This is a genomic window from Pseudarthrobacter sp. J1763 (genome assembly GCF_050490295.1).
Lineage (GTDB): Bacteria > Actinomycetota > Actinomycetes > Actinomycetales > Micrococcaceae > JBNPEO01.
Map to the genome: position 1 here is coordinate 38,571 of NZ_JBNPEN010000008.1, position 21,243 is coordinate 59,813.

At 58.0% G+C, this 21,243-nt stretch carries 21 protein-coding genes and 1 tRNA gene; 15 read left to right on the forward strand and 7 right to left on the reverse strand.

The features are described from left to right. Positions 1 to 19: 19 nt before the first annotated feature. The 9 genes from lepB (ACQQCD_RS09605) to ACQQCD_RS09645 all read left to right on the forward strand — a co-directional run bounded on the left by lepB (ACQQCD_RS09605) (position 20) and on the right by ACQQCD_RS09645 (position 7,545). Positions 20 to 697, forward strand: a complete 678-nt coding sequence (gene lepB, locus ACQQCD_RS09605) for a signal peptidase I (protein WP_430268167.1) — start codon at positions 20 to 22, stop codon at positions 695 to 697. Continuing rightward, positions 697 to 1,479 (forward strand): signal peptidase I, encoded by a 783-nt coding sequence (gene lepB / locus ACQQCD_RS09610; RefSeq protein WP_430268168.1) that lies wholly within the window; start codon positions 697 to 699, stop codon positions 1,477 to 1,479. Before lepB (ACQQCD_RS09605) ends, lepB (ACQQCD_RS09610) begins: the two co-directional genes overlap by 1 nt. Before the next feature lie 12 nt (positions 1,480 to 1,491). Beyond that, entirely contained in the window at positions 1,492 to 2,178 is a 687-nt protein-coding gene (locus ACQQCD_RS09615) for a ribonuclease HII (protein ID WP_430268169.1), read from the forward strand. Between the two features lie 36 nt (positions 2,179 to 2,214). Next, positions 2,215 to 2,541: a DUF2469 domain-containing protein gene (locus ACQQCD_RS09620; RefSeq protein WP_430268170.1), complete on the forward strand. Its 327-nt coding sequence runs from the start codon at positions 2,215 to 2,217 to the stop codon at positions 2,539 to 2,541. Between the two features lie 140 nt (positions 2,542 to 2,681). Then, a complete protein-coding gene (locus ACQQCD_RS09625; RefSeq protein ID WP_430268171.1) occupies positions 2,682 to 3,038 on the forward strand; it encodes a YraN family protein in 357 nt (118 codons plus the stop codon). Then, on the forward strand, positions 3,039 to 4,580 hold the full coding sequence (locus ACQQCD_RS09630) for a YifB family Mg chelatase-like AAA ATPase (RefSeq protein WP_430268172.1): 1,542 nt from the start codon (positions 3,039 to 3,041) through the stop codon (positions 4,578 to 4,580). Between the two features lie 11 nt (positions 4,581 to 4,591). After that, positions 4,592 to 5,785: a DNA-processing protein DprA gene (gene dprA, locus ACQQCD_RS09635; RefSeq protein ID WP_430268173.1), complete on the forward strand. Its 1,194-nt coding sequence runs from the start codon at positions 4,592 to 4,594 to the stop codon at positions 5,783 to 5,785. Between the two features lie 78 nt (positions 5,786 to 5,863). Beyond that, a complete protein-coding gene (locus tag ACQQCD_RS09640; RefSeq protein WP_430268174.1) occupies positions 5,864 to 6,787 on the forward strand; it encodes a tyrosine recombinase XerC in 924 nt (307 codons plus the stop codon). Positions 6,788 to 7,041: 254 nt separating this feature from the next. Further along, positions 7,042 to 7,545 (forward strand): DUF3145 domain-containing protein, encoded by a 504-nt coding sequence (locus ACQQCD_RS09645; RefSeq protein WP_430268175.1) that lies wholly within the window; start codon positions 7,042 to 7,044, stop codon positions 7,543 to 7,545. Between the two features lie 156 nt (positions 7,546 to 7,701). On the opposite strand, the gene fabF is transcribed toward ACQQCD_RS09645, so the two are convergent. The 6 genes from fabF to aceE form a co-directional block, all read right to left on the reverse strand. Then, positions 7,702 to 8,937 (reverse strand): beta-ketoacyl-ACP synthase II, encoded by a 1,236-nt coding sequence (gene fabF / locus ACQQCD_RS09650; RefSeq protein ID WP_430268239.1) that lies wholly within the window; start codon positions 8,935 to 8,937, stop codon positions 7,702 to 7,704. 138 nt (positions 8,938 to 9,075) lie between these two features. Next, positions 9,076 to 9,321, reverse strand: a complete 246-nt coding sequence (locus tag ACQQCD_RS09655; RefSeq protein WP_283560914.1) for an acyl carrier protein — start codon at positions 9,319 to 9,321, stop codon at positions 9,076 to 9,078. Between the two features lie 81 nt (positions 9,322 to 9,402). After that, positions 9,403 to 10,464 (reverse strand): beta-ketoacyl-ACP synthase III, encoded by a 1,062-nt coding sequence (locus ACQQCD_RS09660; protein ID WP_430268176.1) that lies wholly within the window; start codon positions 10,462 to 10,464, stop codon positions 9,403 to 9,405. Then, positions 10,461 to 11,459 carry an ACP S-malonyltransferase gene (locus ACQQCD_RS09665; RefSeq protein WP_430268177.1) on the reverse strand — a complete coding sequence of 333 codons (999 nt, stop codon included), beginning with the start codon at positions 11,457 to 11,459 and terminating at the stop codon, positions 10,461 to 10,463. Before ACQQCD_RS09665 ends, ACQQCD_RS09660 begins: the two co-directional genes overlap by 4 nt. 91 nt (positions 11,460 to 11,550) lie before the next feature. Next, positions 11,551 to 12,789, reverse strand: a complete 1,239-nt coding sequence (locus tag ACQQCD_RS09670; RefSeq protein ID WP_430268178.1) for a PucR family transcriptional regulator — start codon at positions 12,787 to 12,789, stop codon at positions 11,551 to 11,553. Between the two features lie 258 nt (positions 12,790 to 13,047). Then, entirely contained in the window at positions 13,048 to 15,789 is a 2,742-nt protein-coding gene (aceE, locus tag ACQQCD_RS09675; RefSeq protein ID WP_430268179.1) for a pyruvate dehydrogenase (acetyl-transferring), homodimeric type, read from the reverse strand. A 460-nt stretch (positions 15,790 to 16,249) separates the two neighbouring features. Here aceE and ACQQCD_RS09680 point away from each other — a divergent pair, with 460 nt between their 5' ends. The 5 genes from ACQQCD_RS09680 to ACQQCD_RS09700 all read left to right on the forward strand — a co-directional run bounded on the left by ACQQCD_RS09680 (position 16,250) and on the right by ACQQCD_RS09700 (position 18,626). Beyond that, positions 16,250 to 16,669 (forward strand): DUF3052 domain-containing protein, encoded by a 420-nt coding sequence (locus ACQQCD_RS09680; protein WP_430268180.1) that lies wholly within the window; start codon positions 16,250 to 16,252, stop codon positions 16,667 to 16,669. Next, positions 16,669 to 17,169: a peroxiredoxin gene (locus ACQQCD_RS09685; RefSeq protein ID WP_430268181.1), complete on the forward strand. Its 501-nt coding sequence runs from the start codon at positions 16,669 to 16,671 to the stop codon at positions 17,167 to 17,169. Before ACQQCD_RS09680 ends, ACQQCD_RS09685 begins: the two co-directional genes overlap by 1 nt. 11 nt (positions 17,170 to 17,180) lie before the next feature. Continuing rightward, positions 17,181 to 18,062 (forward strand): NAD-dependent protein deacetylase, encoded by an 882-nt coding sequence (locus tag ACQQCD_RS09690; protein ID WP_430268182.1) that lies wholly within the window; start codon positions 17,181 to 17,183, stop codon positions 18,060 to 18,062. A gap of 45 nt (positions 18,063 to 18,107) precedes the next feature. After that, positions 18,108 to 18,183: transfer RNA gene (locus ACQQCD_RS09695), tRNA-Val, on the forward strand. 116 nt (positions 18,184 to 18,299) lie between these two features. After that, a complete protein-coding gene (locus ACQQCD_RS09700) occupies positions 18,300 to 18,626 on the forward strand; it encodes a hypothetical protein (protein WP_430268183.1) in 327 nt (108 codons plus the stop codon). 217 nt (positions 18,627 to 18,843) lie between these two features. On the opposite strand, the gene ACQQCD_RS09705 is transcribed toward ACQQCD_RS09700, so the two are convergent. Next, on the reverse strand, positions 18,844 to 19,575 hold the full coding sequence (locus ACQQCD_RS09705) for a FadR/GntR family transcriptional regulator (RefSeq protein ID WP_430268184.1): 732 nt from the start codon (positions 19,573 to 19,575) through the stop codon (positions 18,844 to 18,846). 229 nt (positions 19,576 to 19,804) lie between these two features. Between ACQQCD_RS09705 and gndA the strand changes: the two genes are divergently transcribed. Further along, positions 19,805 to 21,241 carry an NADP-dependent phosphogluconate dehydrogenase gene (gene gndA / locus ACQQCD_RS09710; RefSeq protein WP_430268185.1) on the forward strand — a complete coding sequence of 479 codons (1,437 nt, stop codon included), beginning with the start codon at positions 19,805 to 19,807 and terminating at the stop codon, positions 21,239 to 21,241. Positions 21,242 to 21,243: the final 2 nt, after the last annotated feature.

Sequence of the window (21,243 nt, forward strand, 5' to 3'; positions counted from 1 at the left end):
GCACAGCAAGGAACGTTGAATGAACAGCAAAGAACGCCAGCCCAGACAACTGGGCTGGCGTTTTTTTGCTCTCGGAATTGTTCTTGCCATTCTGATCAGCGCGCTGGTCCGCACACTCTGGGTGGACGTCTATTACATCCCCTCGGCCTCCATGGAGCCCTTACTCGATAGCGGAGACCGCATGTTGGTCTCACGCGTGGATTTCGCTTCTCAAGGAATTCAACGCCAAGACGTGGTGGTTTTCGACGGGCGGGGCTCCTTTGCTCCGTTGAACAGTGGACGCGGACAACTTAGCGACGCTTTCTCCTCGCTGGGCCAGTGGCTGGGTGTTTCAGGCAGCGATACTGTCTACGTCAAAAGGGTCATTGGCTTGCCGGGAGACCACGTGATTTGCTGCAACAACGCAGGAAAAATCACCGTCAACTCAGTACCGCTAGACGAGCCATACCTTTATCCCAGCGATCAGCCCAGTAGAGAAAAATTCAACGTCATCGTGCCAGCGAACCGGCTCTGGCTGATGGGGGACCACCGGTCCGTATCAGCTGACTCACGCAGCCTTCTTGGAGCTCCCGGTGGTGGAATGGTGCCAGAATCCAGGGTCATTGGCCGGCCTATATCCATCATTTGGCCCCTTGATAGATTGACTACATTGCCCCGGACACAGTCAGCGGACGCAACAACAAAGGACGGACACTAATGCCTCAGAACATCGAGGAACCTGCAGCAGAGGAACCCACCGTGGAGCCTGCCGCTAAGGTCAAAAAGCCTTTGCATCCCGTGCTTGCGTGGCTCAAGGAAATCGGCACCATCGTGGTCATAGCGGTCCTGCTGTCCTTTTTGATCAAAACCTTTTTGTTTCGGGCATTTTTTATCCCCTCCGAATCCATGATGAACACCCTTGATGTTCAGGACCGGATCTTCGTGAACCTCCTGGTGCCACGGCCCTTCGCCCTTGAACGCGGTGACGTCGTCGTTTTTAAAGACACCAAAGGGTGGCTGCCAGCAGCAGCCGAAAAACCAACAGGCCCCTTCACGTGGGTTCAGGACGGCCTGACCTTTATTGGCTTGATGCCGGACAATACGCAGCAACACCTTGTTAAGCGCGTTATCGGGTTACCCGGCGATCACGTGATTTGCTGCAACGCAGATCAAAAACTGACTATCAATGGTGCGCCTCTTGACGAGAAATACGTCAACCAAAACGAAGTCCCCACGGTTCAACCCTTTGACATCACTGTTCCGGCCGGGAAGGTATGGGTGATGGGAGATAACCGCAACCACTCGGCTGATTCCCGGGCGCACCAAAACGGCGACGGTGCCGGTTTTGTTGACCTGAGCGACGTTGAAGGTAAAGCAACAGTGATCGCTTGGCCTTTGAACAGGATTCGGGTCCTAGACAACTACTCGGAAGTTTTCCGTGACGTACCGGCTGCCAAACCGCAGAGCGCAGCCGCCCCCTTGACTTCCTCGGGCCAGTAGATGGCTCGAGGTGTGGCGCCAACATTGGTCCACGAACTCTCGCTGCGAACCGATAACGTCCGCTACTTGGCTGCAGTGGATGAGGTGGGACGGGGCGCGTTGGCCGGACCGGTCAGTGTAGGAATTGTGGTTATTGATCTGCATAATCCGCCTGAGCTTCTGGCCGAGGTCCGGGACAGCAAACTTCTTTCTGCGGTCCGGCGTGAATCGCTAGTAGCCGAAATTAATGACTGGGCTGTGGGTTCAGCGGTGGGCCATGCAAGCGCTGCTGAAATAGACCAACTAGGCATTGTTCCTGCACTTCGACTGTCCGGAATGCGTGCACTGCGCAGACTCAGCGGGGATCTAGTGGTGCCGGACGTCGTCCTACTCGACGGCAGCCACGATTGGTTCAGCACACCAGAAACAACGCTCTTTAGCATTGACCCCGCGCCGAACGATGCTGATCTTTGGGCCGAACTAGGCGCTGTCACGGCACCCGTTCACACACTGGTGAAAGCTGACATGACGTGCCTGAGTGTGGCGGCGGCTAGCGTCCTTGCCAAGGTAGAGCGAGACGGGCTAATGGCACAATTGCATGGAGAATTGCCAGCTTATGGTTGGGAAGGAAACAAGGGCTATGGGACGGCTGCACACCGGGATGCCATCCGCGAACACGGTGCTACTGACTACCACCGGAAGACTTGGCGTTTGCTCTGAGATGCACAGCCCGGTCCAGTGGGGCAAGATGGATTCATGAGCGCCGAAGATCTTGAAAACTACGAAACCGACATGGAGCTTCAGCTCTACCGCGAATACCGGGATGTTGTGGGGCTTTTTAGCTACGTAGTGGAGACCGAACGGCGTTTTTACCTCGCAAACCACGTTGATCTTCAAGCCCGTAGCGCCGATGGCGAAGTGTATTTTGACCTGACGCTGCAAGACGCTTGGGTGTGGGATGTTTACCGGTCTGCACGTTTTGTAAAAAACGTCCGCGTTATCACCTTTAAAGACGTCAACGTTGAAGAGTTGCCGCGCAACGAGGAGCTTCAAGTTCCTAAGGACGGCGATCTGGGTAACTAAACCCAGTAACTAAAAGCAGCCGCTGGTTGTCCGACACACTGCTCCTCCACAAGTACTGATTTGGCCAAGTTACCCACATAGCGCACTTTGGCTCTCCCACCGTCTGGGCTTCCCCGCGAAGCTAATGGCGGAGGTACATCATGAGAGCAAAAGACATTTTGGGGCAACGCGGCGAAGAGATCGCAGCAAGCTACCTAGAACAACACGGAATTCGGGTCATCGATCAAAACTGGCGATGCCCGGCCGGCGAGATCGACATTGTGGCAGTGGACGGGGACACCCTGGTTATTGCCGAGGTCAAGACCCGCCGCAACTTGGATTACGGCCATCCATTCGAAGCCGTCACACCCGCCAAGCTGGCACGGCTGCACCGCTTGGCACGGGAATGGGCGCATTCCAATGCGCTCCATCTGCCGTTGAGACGCTTGGACGCCATCGCCGTGATGGATGACGGTGAATCGGACCCCATCATTGAACACCTCAAAGGGGTGGGCTAGATGACCTTGGGCCGCGCCTTCTCGGTAGCGCTCGTAGGTCTGAATGGGTACCTCGTTGAGGTGGAAGCTGACATCGGCCAAACACTTCCCCAATTCGTGGTCCTGGGCCTGCCCGACGCTTCTCTCAACGAGGCTCGGGAACGAATCCGCTCCGCAGCCCACAACTCTGGAATTCCCCTGAGCAGACGCAAAATTACCGTCAACCTCATCCCAGCGTCTCTGCCTAAACGCGGATCTGGATTCGATCTCGCAATTACCATGGCCGCGCTTCGAGCGGCCGGGGACATCCGCGCCATTGACGGCACGGTGTTTATTGCCGAACTGGGATTGGACGGACGGCTGCGACCAGTCCGCGGGATTCTGCCAGCAGTGATGGCGGCAGTGAAGGCCGGTCATCCCAACGTAGTGGTGGCTGACGCGAACGCTGACGAGGCTGCGCTGGTGCCCGGTGCGAATGTCCTGAGCTACCCTACGTTGGCACGCTTGGCCCTGGATATGGGCGCTGACCCCAAAGATCTACTTTTGGACTTGCCACCAGAGAGCGACGCCGAGGAAGAGGTCCTCAGTGATGGATCGATGGTAGTTCCAGACATGAGCGACGTAGCTGGCCAGTTCGAAGCGCGGCAGGCCTTGGAGATTGCTGCAGCAGGGGCCCATCACCTTTTGATGATGGGCCCACCCGGTGCCGGAAAAACAATGCTCGCCGAGAGGCTTCCGGGGATCTTGCCGGACCTTCATGACGATGCAGCCATGGAGGTCACAGCAATACATTCACTCGCGGCAGTACCGAGCCGCACTAACGCACTTATTCGGCGCCCGCCCTTTGAGAACCCACACCACACTGCCACCTCCGCGGCCATCATTGGCGGTGGCTCTGGTTTGCCCCGGCCCGGTGCTGCGTCCCGGGCGCATCGAGGTGTGCTCTTTCTCGACGAGGCGCCCGAATATGACCGTAAGGTCCTGGATGCCCTTCGTCAGCCCCTTGAAAGCGGTGAACTAGTCATCCATCGAGCGGCAGGCGCTGCAGCGTACCCGGCACGCTTTCAACTGCTGCTAGCCGCGAACCCTTGCCCGTGTGGAAAGGCCAGTGGTAAGGGCCTCGAATGCAACTGCACCCCGCTGGCCCGTAGGAGGTATTTCGGACGAATGTCTGGTCCACTCTTGGATCGCGTAGACATTCAGCTCCCGGTTGAGCGCTTGTCCTTGGCTGACTTTGGCCAAGCAGGGACCTCCGAATGCAGTGCAGTGGTGGCAGCTCGAGTGCAACAAGCGCGGGACCGCCAGCATGAGCGGTTAGCGCCGTATGGATATGAGACCAATGCGCAGGTTCCAGGCTCGCTCCTGCGTGGAGTGTTCAAGTTGCCCGGCGATGCCACACGAATTCTTGATGCTGCCTTGGAGCGCGGCATTCTCTCGGCCCGCGGCTACGACAGGGTCCTGCGCATTGCCTGGTCCATCGCTGATTTGGATCAGCGGGCCACCCCCACCCCTAATGACGTTGGCCAAGCGCTGAGCCTACGCCAAGCCGAGTCCGCAGCATAAGGAGAAAATCAATGTCCAAAGAACTCGTCCTGGCCCGGGCATCCTTATCCAGGCTGATGGAACCACAAGACGCTGCCGGAATGGCACTAGTACGGGTGGCAGGGCCATGCGTGGCGCTTCAAATTGCAACAGGGAAGAAGCCCAGCGACCCGGGACTGGAAAAAGATGTGGCAATGCTTCTTGATGAGCATAATCATCTATCAGGTTGGCAAGGACTGAGCTCGGCGATCAAACGGTGGGCAGCGAGAGTGCCGGACCTGGCACCAGAACGGGATCTGAACACCATAGAGCGACTCGGGGGCGGTGTGCTGATCCCAGAGGATGAAATCTGGCCCGAACAATTACGCGACCTCGATATCCACGAACCCTTGTGTTTATGGTGGCGCGGAAATCGAGAGCAATTTCCGGATCTGGAAAACACTGTGGCGGTGGTTGGCTCTAGGGACAGCACTAGTTACGGCGCATCAGTGACTGCAGAAATTTCCCACGCTCTGGCCAGCCGGGGTTACTGTGTGGTTTCTGGCGGTGCCTATGGCATCGATGCCCACGCGCACCGTGCGGCGCTCGCAGCTGGGAGATCTGCGCTTCCTACTGTTGCAGTTCTGGCAGGTGGGGTAGACCGCTTTTACCCAGCAGGTAACGAAGACTTACTGCGGGCTATTTCGCGTCAGGGAGCCGTCATAGCGGAGGTTCCTCCTGGCTCGGCACCGACTCGCTATCGCTTTTTACAGCGGAACAGGTTAATAGCGGCCTTATCCGGAGCCACGGTGGTTGTTGAGGCTCGTTGGAGGTCCGGCGCCCTGAACACTGCCCATCATGCGGAGAGCCTTGGCCGGGCAGTGGCTGCAGTACCGGGGTCGGTTCATTCGGCCAACAGCGCGGGGTGTCATCGCTTGATTCGCGACGGCGGCGCAGTGCTGACTACCGACGCTGCCGAAGTGATTGAGCTACTCTCGCCCAGCGGGAGGGACTCTGCCGACCCACAACGGGCCCTGGCACAATCACGAGTTCAAGACGGACTCAGCCTAGAGGACCTGATCATTTTAGATGCCTTGCCCTTGCGTGCCGGAACCAGCATAGAAAAACTCTGCATTGTTGCTGGCCTAGAAGCCACGGGAGTGCGAGCTGGGCTGGGTCGCCTTCAACTGTTGGGGCTTGCCGAAACCAACAACGGGCTTTGGAAGCGAAGCAAAGCGTCCCAATAAAGTCTTCCGGTGGATTGTGGCGGTAACTGAGCGGCGAGGTGGCTTGAAGACAGGGGACGCGCGGAGCAAAGTGGTGGTGTGCCAGAAACTCCAACCGATCCGTACAAACACGTTATTGACGGATTCGGCCGCTACCTTGCTGCCGAGCGCGGCCGTTCAGACCATACCGTCCGTGCCTACCTTTCTGATGTGCAAAGCATGCTCGGCTTCGCAGCTGCTGAGGGAATTTCTGAGCTCAAAGACATCGAGCTGAGCACACTCCGGTCCTGGTTGGGAGAGCAGAACGCTGCAGGCCTTGCTCGCAACACGCTGGCCCGCCGCACAGCTACGGCGCGCAGCTTTTGCCATTGGGCTATGCGCGAAGAACTGATTGAAACGGATCCATCGCTTCGGCTTAAGGCTCCCAAACGCTCCAAGTCGTTGCCCGCCGTGCTGGCTCAAAACCAAGTGGGCCGTCTGATGGAAAACACCCAGCACACGGCTGAGAACGGTGATCCGCTCCCACTGCGCAATGTAGCAATGATTGAACTTCTTTATGCCACAGGCATTCGCGTTGGCGAACTTGCCGGTTTGGACATTGACGATCTGGACGCCGAACGCAGGACCCTTCGTGTGCTGGGTAAAGGCAACAAGGAACGGACCGTGCCCTATGGCGCGCCAGCAGCCCAAGCCGTCCAAGCATGGCTCACCGGCGGCCGCCCCAAACTCGTTATTCAAGGCAGTGGAGCAGCGCTCTTCCTCGGCGCCCGAGGCAAACGCGTTGATCAACGGCAAATCCGCGATGTTGTAGACAAACAACTCACCCAGCTGGGGGACACCAAAGCATCAGGACCCCACGCGCTGCGCCACTCTGCTGCTACCCATCTACTTGACGGCGGGGCCGACCTTCGCGCTGTACAAGAGATCCTAGGCCACAGCAGTCTCGCCACAACGCAGCTCTATACACATGTGTCTGTAGACAGGCTTCGTCAGAGCTACCAACAAGCCCACCCGCGCGCCTAGCGGCAGCCAACGAGCCTGGATAGGCTGAAACTGGCCGCGGGAATACCTGCGCTGTAGTTCCACTGGCGTAATTTGGTGCTGTGGGGCACAATGGTCAAGAGTCTAAAAGATTCAAGCTGAGGTTGAAGCCGCAGCGTTGGACTCAGAACATAATTTCATCTGCCTGGTCCTAAGAGGCTGGAAGAGCAGTTCGTAACACATTCATAGCTGTGCAGGTCGTTGGGGAAGACGTACCTACGGCTATGGAGGATGGAATGTCTGCTGCAATGACACGGGGCGTATTATTTATACACTCAGCCCCAACTGCGCTGTGCCCACACGTTGAATGGGCCATCGGGTCCGTGGTTGATCAACGCACGGATCTCGAGTGGACCGCTCAGCCTGCTGCGCCCGGAATGTTTCGCGCCGAACTGTCGTGGGCAGGAGCTCCCGGTACCGGTGCGCAATTGGCCTCCGCGCTTCGCGGCTGGGCCCACCTCCGTTACGAAGTGACCGAAGAACCAAGCGCTGGCGTTGATGGCGCACGCTGGTCTCATACTCCCGAACTTGGCATCTTCCACGCCGTCACAGACGTGCACGGCAACATCATGGTTTCCGAGGACCGCATTCGTTACGCCTACGAGCACGGCGCTGGGGAACCTGCGGCTGTGTACCACGAGCTTTCCTTGGCGCTTGGCGAAGCATGGGATGAAGAACTCGAACCGTTCCGTCACGCAGCTGAAGGCGCACCTGTGCGCTGGCTGCACCAAGTCGGCTAGGCCACCTCAGCCCGGCCAGCTAAACCCTGCCAAAGCTCCATAACTCAGATTGCTAATTACCTCATAGCCGGGGAAAAAGGGAAGGCTCGCACCGCATGGTGCGAGCCTTCCCTTATGTTCGCTGCTGCCAGCCCTTCATCGGGGCCTACCAGCCAATTACATGCTGCGGACCGCGATGACCGCGTTGTGGCCACCGAAACCGAAGGAGTTGCTCAAAGCCACGATGTCGCCAGCAGGCAGATCGCGCCCTGTAGTGACAACGTTGAGCGGGATTTCAGGATCCTGGTTCTCCAAGTTGATGGTTACCGGCGCCTTGCGCTCGTAGACGGCAAGCGCGGTAAGAACAGCCTCAACAGCACCCGATGCACCCAAAAGGTGGCCCATCTGGGACTTCGTAGCGGAGACCGCAACGTCATCCAGGTGCTTGCCCAATGCATTGCGAAGCGCTGTGTACTCAGGCTTGTCACCCACTGGGGTGGACGTTGCGTGAGCATTAACGTGGACCACGTCTTCAGGCTGGATACGGCCGTCAAACATTGCGGCCTTGAGAGCTCGCGTTGCGCCCAGACCCTCAGGGTCCGGGGCAGTGATGTGGTAGGCGTCAGCTGTAACGGAGGTGCCAGCAAGCTCGCCGTAAATGCGTGCACCGCGGGCCAGGGCGTGCTCTTCGGCTTCGAGGACCAAAGCACCAGCGCCTTCACCCATCACAAAACCATCGCGGTCCCGGTCATAGGGGCGAGACGCGTGCTCAGGATCATCGTTGCGCTTTGAAAGAGCCTGCATTGAAGCGAACGCAGCCATAGGCATGGGGTGAATAGCGGCTTCAGCGCCACCACACATCACAACATCGGCCTTACCCGAACGAATCAAGTCCAGACCCATGTGCATGGCTTCCGTACCGGAAGCACAAGCTGAGACGGGGGTGTGCGCACCTGCGCGTGCACCCAAGTCCAAGCTCACAGCCGCTGCTGCGCCATTGGGCATCAACATGGGGACAGTCATCGGCAGCACACGGCGGGGGCCGCGGTCGCGCAATGTGTCCCAAGCGTCCAAAAGTGTCCACACACCACCGATGCCGGTAGCGAAGGCTACGGCAAGGCGATCGTGATCTACTTCGGTGATTCCAGAGTCTTTCCAGGCTTCGCGAGCGGCGATAACAGCAAACTGAGTGGACGGGTCCATACGCTTGGCTTCAACGCGGCTCAATACCTCTAGTGCCGGCGTCGAACACCGGGCAGCAAAGGTGACGGGAAGTTCGTAGCGGGCCACCCAGTCGTCTTCGAGGGTGTGGGCACCAGAGACGCCTTTAAGGGCGTTCTTCCACATGGTGGGGACGTCTCCGCCGATGGGCGTTGTGACGCCCAGGCCGGTGATGACAACTTTGCGGGCCATGGAATCACTCTCTTGGAGTTTTGTCAGCGTCATAGCGCTGAGCAGTCTTGAAAAATGGTGAGGTAACCGGTCATCACAACCGTTGGGGTGCTGTGATGACCGGTTCCGCGTTACGCCTAGAACAAGCTAAGGCGAAAATTATGCCTGTGCGCCGGAGATGAAGTTAACTGCGTCGCCAACGGTCTTGAGGTTTTTGACCTCTTCGTCCGGGATGCGTACGCCGAACTTCTCTTCTGCGTTGACCACAATGGTCATCATGGAGATGGAGTCGATGTCCAAGTCGTCCGTGAACGACTTGTCCAACTCGACTGCCTCAGGGGCGAGGCCGGTCTCTTCGTTGACGATTTCAGCCAGGCCGGCCAGGATCTCTTCGTTGCTAGCCATGTCGGCTCCTTTTCTTTTGTTGCCGGCAGTCAGTGCCGGAATGTTTCAAACCACTGTTGCGGCTTGTTGGGGTAAAAATCTTTAGGGAAGTCGAATAACTTGAGCGCCGAAAACAAGGCCCGCGCCAAAGCCAATCTGAAGTGACAGCCCGCCGCTGAGCTCGGGGTTTTCCTGCAGCAAGCGGTGCGTTGCAAGGGGGATGGAGGCAGCCGAGGTGTTACCGGCGTCGGCAATGTCCCGGGCCACCACCACTGACTCAGGCAGCTTCAGCTTTTTGACCATCTCATCGATGATGCGCATATTAGCCTGGTGCGGAACAAACGCTGCAAGATCGCTGGCGGTAATGCCTGCGGCGTCCAAGGCCTGCTGCGCAACTTTTGCCATTTCCCATACAGCCCAGCGGAAAACAGTCTGTCCATCTTGACGCAGAGTAGGCCAAACAGTCTGTGCGGCGGCAAGCACTGCCTCATCGTCACTCTGGTCAGAGGTGCGCGCCGTCTCACCAAGGGCGCGGACTTCGTCGAGGGAGTGGGTCATACCGATGGCTGTCCATTTGCTGCCGTCTGAACCCCATACCGAGGGACCAATGCCTGGCTCCTCGGAGGCGCCAACAACAACTGCGCCAGCACCGTCACCCAAAAGGAAAGAAATGGTGCGCTCGTGATTGTCGATCACATCGGAAAGCTTCTCTGCTCCAACTACCAATACGTAGTCGGCAGCGCCGGAGCGAACCAGCGCATCGGCCTGAGCGATCCCGTAGCAATAGCCAGCACAGGCCGCCGAAATGTCGTAGGCAGGGGCCGGAGTGGCTCCCAGTCGATCAGTCAGTGCGGCGGCTGCCGAAGGAGTTGCGTAGGGGTGGGTCACGGTGGAGACGATGACTGCGCCAAGTTGCGAGGCTTCAATGCCAGCTTTAGCTAGGGCCTCACGTGCAGCACCTTCAGCCATATCAATCACACTGACATCGGCGCTAGCGCGGTGACGTGTGATGATGCCGGTCCGTTGGCGGATCCACTCGTCAGAGGAATCAATCCACTGGCAGACGTCGTCGTTGGTGACAATAACGTCCGGACGGTAAGCGCCAATGCCTAAGATGCGAGAGTTCTCGTGAGTCTTGCTCTGCTTCAAAACCGGGGTGCTCATGCCGATGCTCCTTCTGTGCTGACCGGAGAGTCGCTGGCGGTTGAATGATGTCCTGAGCCAGCCGTTGACGCAGCACTAGGATCGCTGGCAAAGAGGGCAAGAGCCTTCTCAAGATCATCAGGAGTTTTGACTGCAACGGTGGGCACACCAGGCATGCCGCGCTTAGCCAAGCCAGCCAAGGTGCCAGCAGGAGCAAGTTCAATCACGCCCGTTACACCCAAGTTAGTGAGCGTCTGCATGCACAGGTCCCAACGCACCGGGCGGGAAACCTGCGCAATAAGGCTGGCCACGGCAGCGTTGCCGTCAGTCACCTCTTGGCCGTCGAAGTTGGAGAGCAGCTTGACGCCGGGATTTTTCGGCTGCAGTGAGGGGCGCAGCGCCTCCAACGCAGCAACGGCAGGCTGCATGTGAGAAGTGTGGAATGCGCCAGCCACCTTGAGCGGAATAACGCGTGCTTTGGCCGGAGGGTTCTCGGCTAGGTATTTGAGCTGTTCAAAGGTTCCTGCTGCAACAGTTTGGCCCGCGCCGTTGACGTTGGCTGCGGTTGCGCCGGATGCTTCGATCGCTGCGAGTACTTCAGCGGGATCACCTCCGACGACGGCGGTCATGCCCGTGGGTGTCACGGCTGCCGCTGTGGCCATGTTGTTGGCACGCTCGCGAACAAACGTCATCGCTTCGCTCTGGGTCAACACTCCAGCAAGTGCCGATGCCGTGATCTCTCCCACCGAGTGACCGGCGAGGACCACGGGCAGGGTGGTGATGTCGACGTCGAAGAGTGCTTGTGCGGTGATCAAACCAGCGGCCACAATCAGCGGTTGTGCCACTGCCGTGTCCTTGATGGTTTCCTCGTCAGAGGTAGTCCCGTGAGCTTTGAGATCAATCTGTGCCGTCTCGCTTAGCGTAGCTAAGTGTTCAGCTACGGAGTCCAGCTCCAACCATGGAGCAAGGAATCCGGGAGTTTGAGAGCCCTGTCCGGGGCAGACGATTGCAAGCACGTAACCAGCTTTCCAAATTGCCGTGTGATTCACCGGTGTTTAGGCACACCAAGCTCACTGGGTCGGTTTGTAGGAAGTCTACAACGAGTTATTAGCTCGAGCGGCTGTTGTGCCTCTCGGGCGTGGCCTTGAGCGGGACAGTCAAACGTCCCATAACCAGCGCAGTTTGTAGGACAAAAGCCTCGCGGGGGAGTAGCGGGTCCCAGCCTGTTACGTCGCAGACCCGTTTGAGCCGGTAGCGCACAGTGTTGGCGTGGACAAACAGTTCACGGGCTGTTGCTTCTAGCGAGTGACCTAGCTCAATGTAGCTTCCTAGAGTCTCAATGAGACCATTGGAGGCTGCCACTAGGGGCCGGTAAATGGTCCGGATGAGTGTCCTTCGGGCGGCATCGTCTCCGGACATAACGCGCTCGGGGAGAAGATCATCCGCTGCTACGGGCCGTGGCGCCGAGGGCCAGGCCTTGGCTGCTGTGAGGGCCGCGAAGGCGGCCTGCGCTGAGATGCTGGCCTCTACCAAGGATGACGCTTCCGGCCCGTAAACTACGGGGCCGGGTGCGAAGAGTTCGCTCAAACGCGCGTAGGAGGTGTCCCGGTCCGTGACGCCACCCAGAATCAATATAAGGCGCTCTCCCTGAATCCCTACCAGGGCGTCTTGGGCAAATCGGCTAGCTGCTCTTCGTAGGTCATTAACGTAGCCGGCGCTGGGTTCGACGGGTGTGTTGCCCACCATCACAGCGAATCGTTCTTGGGCACGCCAACCCAAAGCGGCAATTCGGGACCGCAATGCGTCAGTGTTTTCACCACGCAAAATGGCATCAACTATCAGGGCCTCTAGCCGGGTGTCCCACGATCCGCGGGTTTCAGCAGCCCGTGCGTAGACGTCGGCGGCGGCGAATGCCACCTCTCGTGAGTACCGTAAAACGGCTTCGCGGAGGGCTGACTGATCAGCCTCCGGGGCCAGCACTGGTACTTGATCTTCCACCACTTCAACAACCACACGAATCAGCTGCAAGGCCTTTTGCAAACTAATGGAGCGGGTTAACTCGGTGGGGGCATTGCCGAACACGTCTGAGAGGATCCACGACGGCGAACTTGGTTTCTCATACCACGTGACAAAGGCGGCTATACCGTTTTGCGCCACGAGGCTCAGGGCTGAGCGTTCGTCAGAACTGAGCCTGACGTACCACGGCAGTGAGTGCTCAAGCTGGCGCATGGTGGTAGTTGAGAGTTGTCCAATGCTCGCGTTGAGCTTTTTGAGAGTTTCAGCCTTTTCCGGTGTCATTTTGAGGGACTTAGTCTGTGCTGTGGTTCCGGTGCTGCTCTGTGCCATACAACGAGCATACGTTTATCGGTGACGAAGCTCCATTTGTATAAACGCTACAACTCGATGCCGTCTAGATCACAGTGGTTAGGCGTCTGGGGAAGTCAAAGTTGTCTGGACTCTACAGCCGCAGCCGCAGCGGCTGGTGGCAGGGTGGTGTTCTTGTCTTGGCGTGAGGTGGACCTTTGGCAAGTACCTCAAACAACGACGGCGCCCCTCACCAAATGGTGAGGGGCGCCGTCGTACGTGGAACGGTACGTCCAGTGTTTAGGAGTCGCCGCCTGCGTTACCGGTGGTACCAGCGTTGACATCCAAGAGACGGTACTTCTCGATGGCCTGGGCAGGCGCCTGAGCGTCAACCTCACCGCGGCGAGCCAGCATCTCCAGAGCACGAACCACTACCGAGTGAGTGTCGTTCTTGAAGAATCGGCGAGCAGCAGCACGGGTGTCAGAGAAACCAAAGCCGTCAGCACCCAAGGAAGCGAACTCGTTAGGCAAGAACTGACGGATCTGGTCCGGCACAGCCTTCATGTAGTCGCTCACGGCAACGATCGGGCCAGTGGCACCGGCCATCTGCTGAGCAACAAACGGAACACGAGCAGGCTGACCTGGGTTGAGGAATGCTTCTTCCTCAGCGGCCAGACCGTCGCGGCGCAGTTCGTTCCAAGAGGTCACGGACCAAACGTCGGCAGATACTCCCCAGTCTTCGGCGAGAATTCGCTGAGCATCCAGAGCCCAAGGAACAGAAACGCCGGAGGCAAGGATCTGCGTGCGCGGACCGTCGATCTTGGCCGGAGCCAAGAGGTAGATACCCTTGCGGACACCTTCCTCATCCAAGTCTTCCGGGAGGGCAGGCTGGAGGATCGGCTCGTTGTAAACCGTGATGTAGTACATCAGGTTGCGGTCCGCGGAGTCCGGACCGTACATACGCTCAAGACCATCACGGACGATGATGCCGATTTCGTAGCCATAGGCGGGGTCATAGCTGACCACTGCCGGGTTGGTGCTGGCCAAAAGCGGTGAGTGACCATCAGCGTGCTGCAAACCTTCACCCGTAAGGGTGGTGCGGCCAGCAGTTGCTCCGATGATAAAGCCACGGGTCATCTGGTCAGCAGCAGCCCAGAACGAATCGCCGGTGCGCTGGAAACCAAACATCGAGTAAAACACGTAGACCGGAATCAGCGCCTCGCCGTGGGTGGCGTAGGAGGTGCCAGCAGCGGTGAATGCTGCAACCGAGCCAGCCTCGTTGATACCGGCGTGGACGATCTGACCGGAGATGGATTCCTTGTAAGCCAAAACGAGGTCGCGGTCAACGGACAAGTAGTTCTGGCCGTTGGGGTTGTAGATCTTCGCGGTGGGGAAGAACGCATCAATACCGAAGGTGCGTGCCTCATCCGGGATGATCGGAACAATCCGCTTGCCGAATTCCTTGTCACGCATCAAGTCCTTGAGCAAACGCACAAAGGCCATGGTGGTGGCTGCAAGCTGCTTGCCGGAACCGCGATTTGCTACCTCGTAGGCCTTGGCCCCGGGCAAAACAACCTCGCTGTGCTTGTTGCGGCGCTCAGGTACGTAACCGCCCAATTCGGCGCGACGCTCTTGGAGGTACTTGATCTCCGGAGCATCGTTACCTGGGTGGTAGTACGGAGGCTGGTATGGGTCAGCTTCAAGCTGCTCGTCCGTGATCGGGATACGCAAGTGATCGCGGAAGTCCTTCAGATCCTGAAGCGTGAGCTTCTTCATCTGGTGGGTTGCGTTACGGCCTTCGAAGTGAGTTCCCAGACCGTAGCCCTTGACCGTCTTGGCCAGGATGACGGTGGGCTTGCCCTTGAATTCCGTAGCTGCCTTGTAGGCCGCGTAGACCTTGCGGTAGTCGTGACCACCGCGCTTGAGGCCCCAGATCTGATCGTCAGTGAGATCAGCGACGAGTTCCTTGGTCTGCGGCGTTTTGCCGAAGAAGTGCTCACGTACAAAGCCACCGGACTCGGCCTTGTACGTCTGGTAATCACCGTCAACCGTGGTGTTCATGATGTCTACCAAGGCGCCGTCTTTGTCCTTGGCCAAGAGGTCGTCCCACTCTCGACCCCAAACAACCTTGATGACGTTCCAGCCGGCACCACGGAAGAAAGCTTCGAGTTCCTGCATGATCTTGCCGTTACCGCGGACGGGGCCGTCAAGGCGCTGCAGGTTGCAGTTGATAACGAAGTTCAGGTTGTCCAACTTGTCATTCGCGGCCAGCTGAAGGAGGCCACGTGACTCAGGCTCATCCATTTCGCCGTCGCCCAAGAACGCCCAAACCTGCTGGTCTGAGGTGTCCTTGATACCGCGGTTATGCAGGTAACGGTTGGACTGAGCCTGGTAGATCGCGTTCATGGGACCGATACCCATGGACACTGTGGGGAATTCCCAGAACTCCGGCATGAGGCGCGGGTGCGGGTAGGAGGAAAGTGCGTGACCTTCCTTGGACTTCTCCTGACGGAAACCGTCGAGGTCTTCTTCGCTCAGGCGGCCTTCCATAAAGGCACGGGCGTACATACCGGGGGAGGCGTGACCCTGGAAGAACACCTGGTCACCACCGCCCGGGTGGTCCTTGCCGCGGAAGAAGTGGTTAAAACCAACCTCATACAAGGTGGCGGCACCGGCGTAGGTGGAGATGTGTCCACCCACTCCAATGTTGGGACGCTGGGAGCGGTGCACCATGATGGCTGCGTTCCAGCGCATGTAAGCGCGGTAGCGGCGCTCAAATTCTTCGTTTCCGGGGAACTTTGCTTCCTGATCCGCCGGGATGGTGTTCACATAATCAGTGGTAGTCACCATCGGCACGCCCACAGACTGGGCGCCTGCACGCTGGAGCAAGCTACGCATAATGTACTGGGCGCGTTCTGTGCCCTGTTCCTGAATCAGAGTATCCAGGGACTCAATCCATTCGGCGGTCTCTTCTGGATCCCGATCAGGCAGCTGGTTAGTCAACCCGCTGAGGATGTCTGAGGTATCTTCTCCTGCAGCCACGTCCAACCTCTCTTTGTGCGCCGTCCAGGCCGGCAACGATGGTTGCGGTGCTGCTGGCGCCATTGGCTATATTCACCCCGGTCAGGTGAACCGGGAGGTCTTGTGCAACGAGTCGTTTAGCCCTCAAACCGTTATTGCAGCCCGGTGGCAGAATCGTTCCACAGTTACTCTAGCCCGGTAGACGTTTAGTTGCGTAGCTGTGACAAAGGAACAACCATTTCAACTAACTCGTAGACCCTCGGCGCTCTAGTGTGGCAAAACCGGATCGCCCTAACTTTAGGGCGTGGCGGGGCAGGGGAGCTTGAAGCTACCCCACAATGGGTGTTGGGTAGTAGTAACGCAAATCACCACTTGTCCTGGCCGCTACGGCGCGTCTGTACCCGTCTTGGTCCCGTAGGGAATACTGGTATTTGTATGGAATTTCTGATTTACAGCAGCAGTAAGCAATGAGGAGGAACACGTGAGCGAGGCCGACGCCGGCACAGATGTTAACGTCGCAGGCAAACTTGGTTTCAAGGATGGGGATCTCATCCAAGAGTTTGGTTACGACGAGGACGTTGACTTCGATCTACGTGAGGATATTGAGGACCTCATAGGCTCCGCTCTTCTGGATGAAGACGATCAGGAGATTGTTGACGCAGCTATCCTTTGGTGGCGCGAGAACGACGGTGACCTAGTTGATGCTTTGGTTGACTCGTTGACCACTTTGGGCGAGGACGGTGTTGTGTGGGTTTTGACACCCAAGTCCGGCCGTGACGGTTATGTGACCCCCGCAGAAATCCAAGAAGCCGCACCTACTGCTGGATTGCACTGCACCTCGAGCGTGGCAGTCTCTCAGGACTGGAGCGCCACGCGTCTGGTCTTTAGGAAGAAGAAGTAGTGCCCACGGAGGCACAATCTCCTGCTAGCCGCGATTTCTCCAAGGCGCCCGCGGTCGGTGAAGTGGCACCAGACTTCGAGCTGGTGAACCAATTTGGCGAACCGGTTCGCTTGTCAGCGCTGCGCGGGGCGCCCGTCGTCGTTGTTTTTTATCCTTTTGCTTTTTCTGGAATCTGCACGGGTGAACTGTGTGAGATTCGGGACAATCTGAGCATCTTTAATGACAGCGAGGCCACCGTCCTAGCCATTTCTGTGGACAGCAAGTTCGCGGCCCGCGCTTACGCCGAAGCCCAAGGCTTCGACTTCCAGCTGCTCGCTGACTTTTGGCCCCATGGGGCCGTTGCGGACCTCTACGGAGTGTTCGACGACGAAAGCGGCATGGCGGTCCGTGGCAGTTTTGTCATCGACGCCGAAGGAGTGATCCGCTACGTGGTCATCAAGCCTCGTGGGGAAGCGCGTGACTTTTCCCAGTACCGTGCGGCGCTCGCTGAACTGGGCTAAGGCCTACAGTCGTGACAGTTCTGGCAAACGCTGAGCAAGAGCGCTCGCTGCTAGAGCAGCTAGCGGGACGCAGATTTGTCCTCCTGACGGGCGCTGGGCTCAGCACAGATTCTGGAATTCCGGATTATCGCGGGCCTAACGCACAGCCGCGCTCACCCATCACCTATCAAGAGTTTGTTGCCGTCCCGGCGCAACGGCAACGTTATTGGGCGCGCAATCATTTGGGGTGGGGTCATTTGCGCCACGCTGAACCCAACTCTGGGCACCGGGCCGTAGCGCGGCTAGAACGCTTAGCCCTCTTGGGTGGCGTTATTACACAGAACGTGGACCGCCTGCATCAAGGTGCCGGCAGTGAGAATGTGGTGGACCTTCATGGCCGCTACGATCAGGTGGTTTGCCTGAACTGCCGCAGATTATTCTCCCGAAACACCGTGGCAGAGTTACTCGAGGCACTCAACCCGGGATTCGAAGCGGAAGCACAAGCTCGCGGCGCTGGGGCTATTGCTCCGGATGCGGATGCTGAGCTTGAGGACCGGGAGCTACTTGAGTCCTTTGTGATTGCTCACTGCCCGGTGTGTTCCGGCATGCTCAAACCTGACTTTGTATTTTTTGGTGAGAGTGTGCCTAAACAGCGAGTTCAACGCGCCGCGGACATGGTAGATGCGGCACAGGCGCTGCTTGTTGCTGGTTCCTCTTTGACGGTAATGAGTGGGCTTCGTTTTGTGAAGCAAGCGGCCAAGGAAAACAAGCCGGTAGTAATCCTCAATCGAGGGGAAACCAGAGGCGATTCGCTGGCCACGCTCAAGTTGGATGTTGGTACAAGTGAGGCCCTGGAATGGCTCGCCGACACGCTCGGAGACCTCGATTCGCCAAGTGGGTCTACTTTCAGGTAAAGTAATTGTTCGTTGCTTGGGGCGGGAAAACGCACTAAACATCAAGGGTCTTTAGCTCAGCTGGTAGAGCGCCACGTTTACACCGTGGATGTCATCGGTTCGATCCCGGTAGGACCCACCAAGATAAACCCCGTAGTTTCAAGGCTTTAGAGCCTGAAGCTGCGGGGTTTTTTCTTTTCCTCTCAGCGTTCCCAACTACGCGCTTAAATGTCGTAGCCTCCTTCTAGTCTCGGGGACATGGGATACGCAGTGGTGCACACCGATAGCAACGGAAAACCTCACACCCTTGTTCTGGAGCAGCGCGAGTGGTTGGTGCAGGAGGAACCGGTGCGTTGGTTTGAGCGGGTTAATTGGTGGGAACAGAGCCGGCGGATGCCGCGAGGGCTGAGCCGGATGGATGTTGAGGTGTGGCAATTGCAGATCCGTCTGGGACGCAACAATAACTCGGCTCTTCGTACGGTGGAGTTAGAACGTGATCAGCTCGGCGGAAGCTGGCATGTGCGGCCCGAGTTGGACCGCAGCGAACGGCACGGAAGTCAGCGCAACAAAGAGTTGGCAGCGTAGGGTTAGTCACTTTTGGTCTGCCAGGCGCCTATGGCTGGCGCTTAAATTGGAAAGGCGCTCGGCCGTGGTTATTGGGGGATACCACGGTCGAGCGCCTGAAAATGAATATACAGTGAACTTTTGCCAAAGGGAAACCGGACGTCCCACCACGTCCAGTCATGTTGCGTTTTATTACAGCTGCCGCCCCGGGCCCGCAGTTGGACCTAAAACTAGGGACCTAGTTCTGCCCGAAGGAACGCGGTTGATCCGCCAAACTCGGGGAGAGCTCGTGCAGAACCTGACGCATAATGCTCTCCGAGGCCGTGCGCGCGGCCTGATAGTCGCCGTTCCAAATCGCTTGGGCTACGTCTACGTGTAGGTGGAGCGCCTGGGAACCTATTTGCTCTGGCATAAGCCCGTGGGACGTCCGGCCACTCAATGTTTCAGCAACCTGGTCCGCCAAACGGGCAAACATCGGGTTGCCGGATGCTGCCAACATCAGCGCGTGAAAACGAATGTCTAGGCTCAAGGCGGCTGCGGCGTCGCCACTCTTGCCCACAGCCAAAAGCTCATCGGCAGTGTCTAACAACTCCTGCTTGAGCTGTTCCGGTGCGTTAGCAGCAGCCAACTCGGCAGCAATGGGTTCCACAGCAGTCCGGAGTTCAGCCAAAGAACGTAGCTGGGCTCCGCGTCCAGCACTCGCCAAACGCCAACGAATCACCAGTGGATCAAAGGGGTTCCAGAACGATGCAGGCAAAACGCGGATGCCCACTCGTTTGATGGTCTCCACTAACCCGGAAGACTGCAGAACCCGCACAGCCTCGCGAATGACGGAACGTGAGACGTTCAGTTCAGTTTCCAGCTGCTCAGCTAACATCACGTGCCCTTCCGGCAGTGAACCGTCCACAATCCGCTGACCGAGGTTTTCGATCGCGCGGTGGTGAAGACTAGTTGCTGCTTTACGAGGCATTAGAGGCAAAGACTTTCGCTTGTGACGGAGGAGAGGTCAACGTTGTGGTTTTTATCCTAGCTGCGAGGCATGGAGCGCCCGGCTAGAAATTCGCTTCCAAAAAAGTAACTTTGCCCGCAAAGTGGTCATTACTTTCCCGTACTGTCCGTCACCCATAGTGTGGAAATACACAAAAATCTGTTTTGACCCTAACAAGCTGCACTAAACCTGCAACGAATCGGAGTGATAGATGTCTGCACACATCGGCGTAACTGGATTGGCCGTCATGGGCGCCAACCTGGCCCGCAATTTGGCCCGCAACGGATTTACCGTAGCTTTGCACAACCGCTCAGTAGAGCGCACGGATGCCTTGCTGGAAAAGCATGGCAGCGAAGGTGACTTTGTTCGCACTGAGTCGCTTCAAGAACTCGTTGACTCGCTCGAGAAGCCTCGTCGCGTGCTGATTATGGTCAAGGCTGGCAAGCCGGTGGACTCCGTTATTGACCAGCTGGTTCCACTCCTGGAGCCCGGTGACATCGTGATCGACGCCGGTAACTCGCACTATGAGGACACTCGCCGCCGTGAGGCCGCCCTCGCAGAGAAGGACCTGCACTTTGTGGGCGTTGGTGTTTCGGGTGGCGAGGAAGGTGCCCTTAACGGCCCGTCCATCATGCCCGGTGGTTCCAAAGAATCCTACGATGCGCTAGGTCCGCTGTTGGAGAAAATCTCGGCCCACGTAGACGGTCAGCCGTGCTGTGCATGGATTGGCACCGACGGCGCAGGCCACTTTGTGAAAATGGTTCACAACGGCATTGAGTACGCCGACATGCAGGTAATTGGTGAAGCCTATGACCTCTTGCGCTCCGGGGCCGGCATTGAGCCGGGCGAACAGTCCAAGATCTTCGCCGAATGGAACAAGGGTGAGCTCGCCTCCTTCTTGATCGAAATCTCCGCCGAAGTTCTGGGTCATGTAGATGCCAAGACCGGCAAGCCCTTTGTTGACGTTGTAGTAGACGCAGCAGGTCAAAAGGGCACCGGCCGTTGGACAGTCATCTCTGCCCTGGAACTTGGCTCACCCACCTCGGGTATCGCCGAATCGGTGTTCGCCCGCGCACTCTCCTCGCAGTCCGAACAGCGCAAGCTGGGCCAAGAACTCTTGGCCGCTGGTCAACTGGACGCAAACGTTCCGGAGACCTTCGTTGATGATGTCCGTCAGGCTCTCTACGCCTCCAAGTTGGTCTCCTACGCCCAAGGCCTAGACATGTTGACCTCGGCTGCCAAAGAATACGGCTGGGATTTGAAGCTGGACCAGATTGCTTCACTGTGGCGCGGTGGCTGCATCATCCGGGCTGAACTCCTCAAGGAAATCACCAACGCCTACGCTGCCGAAGAGAAGCCAGCCAACCTGCTCTTCGCACCGGCCTTTACCAAGGCCATCGCGGATGCACTCCCGGCTTGGCGCCGCGTGGTTTCCACGGCTGTTCAGTTGGGTATTCCGGTTCCGGTCTTCTCGTCGTCGTTGGCTTACTACGACGGCTTGCGCCGTAAGCGCTTGCCGGCCGCTGTAATCCAGGGCCAGCGTGACCTCTTTGGTGCGCACACCTACGGCCGTGTTGATGCTGAAGGCTCCTTCCACACTTTGTGGGGCGAGGACAAGAGCGAGATCAGTGCCGTTGACACTCACTAAGG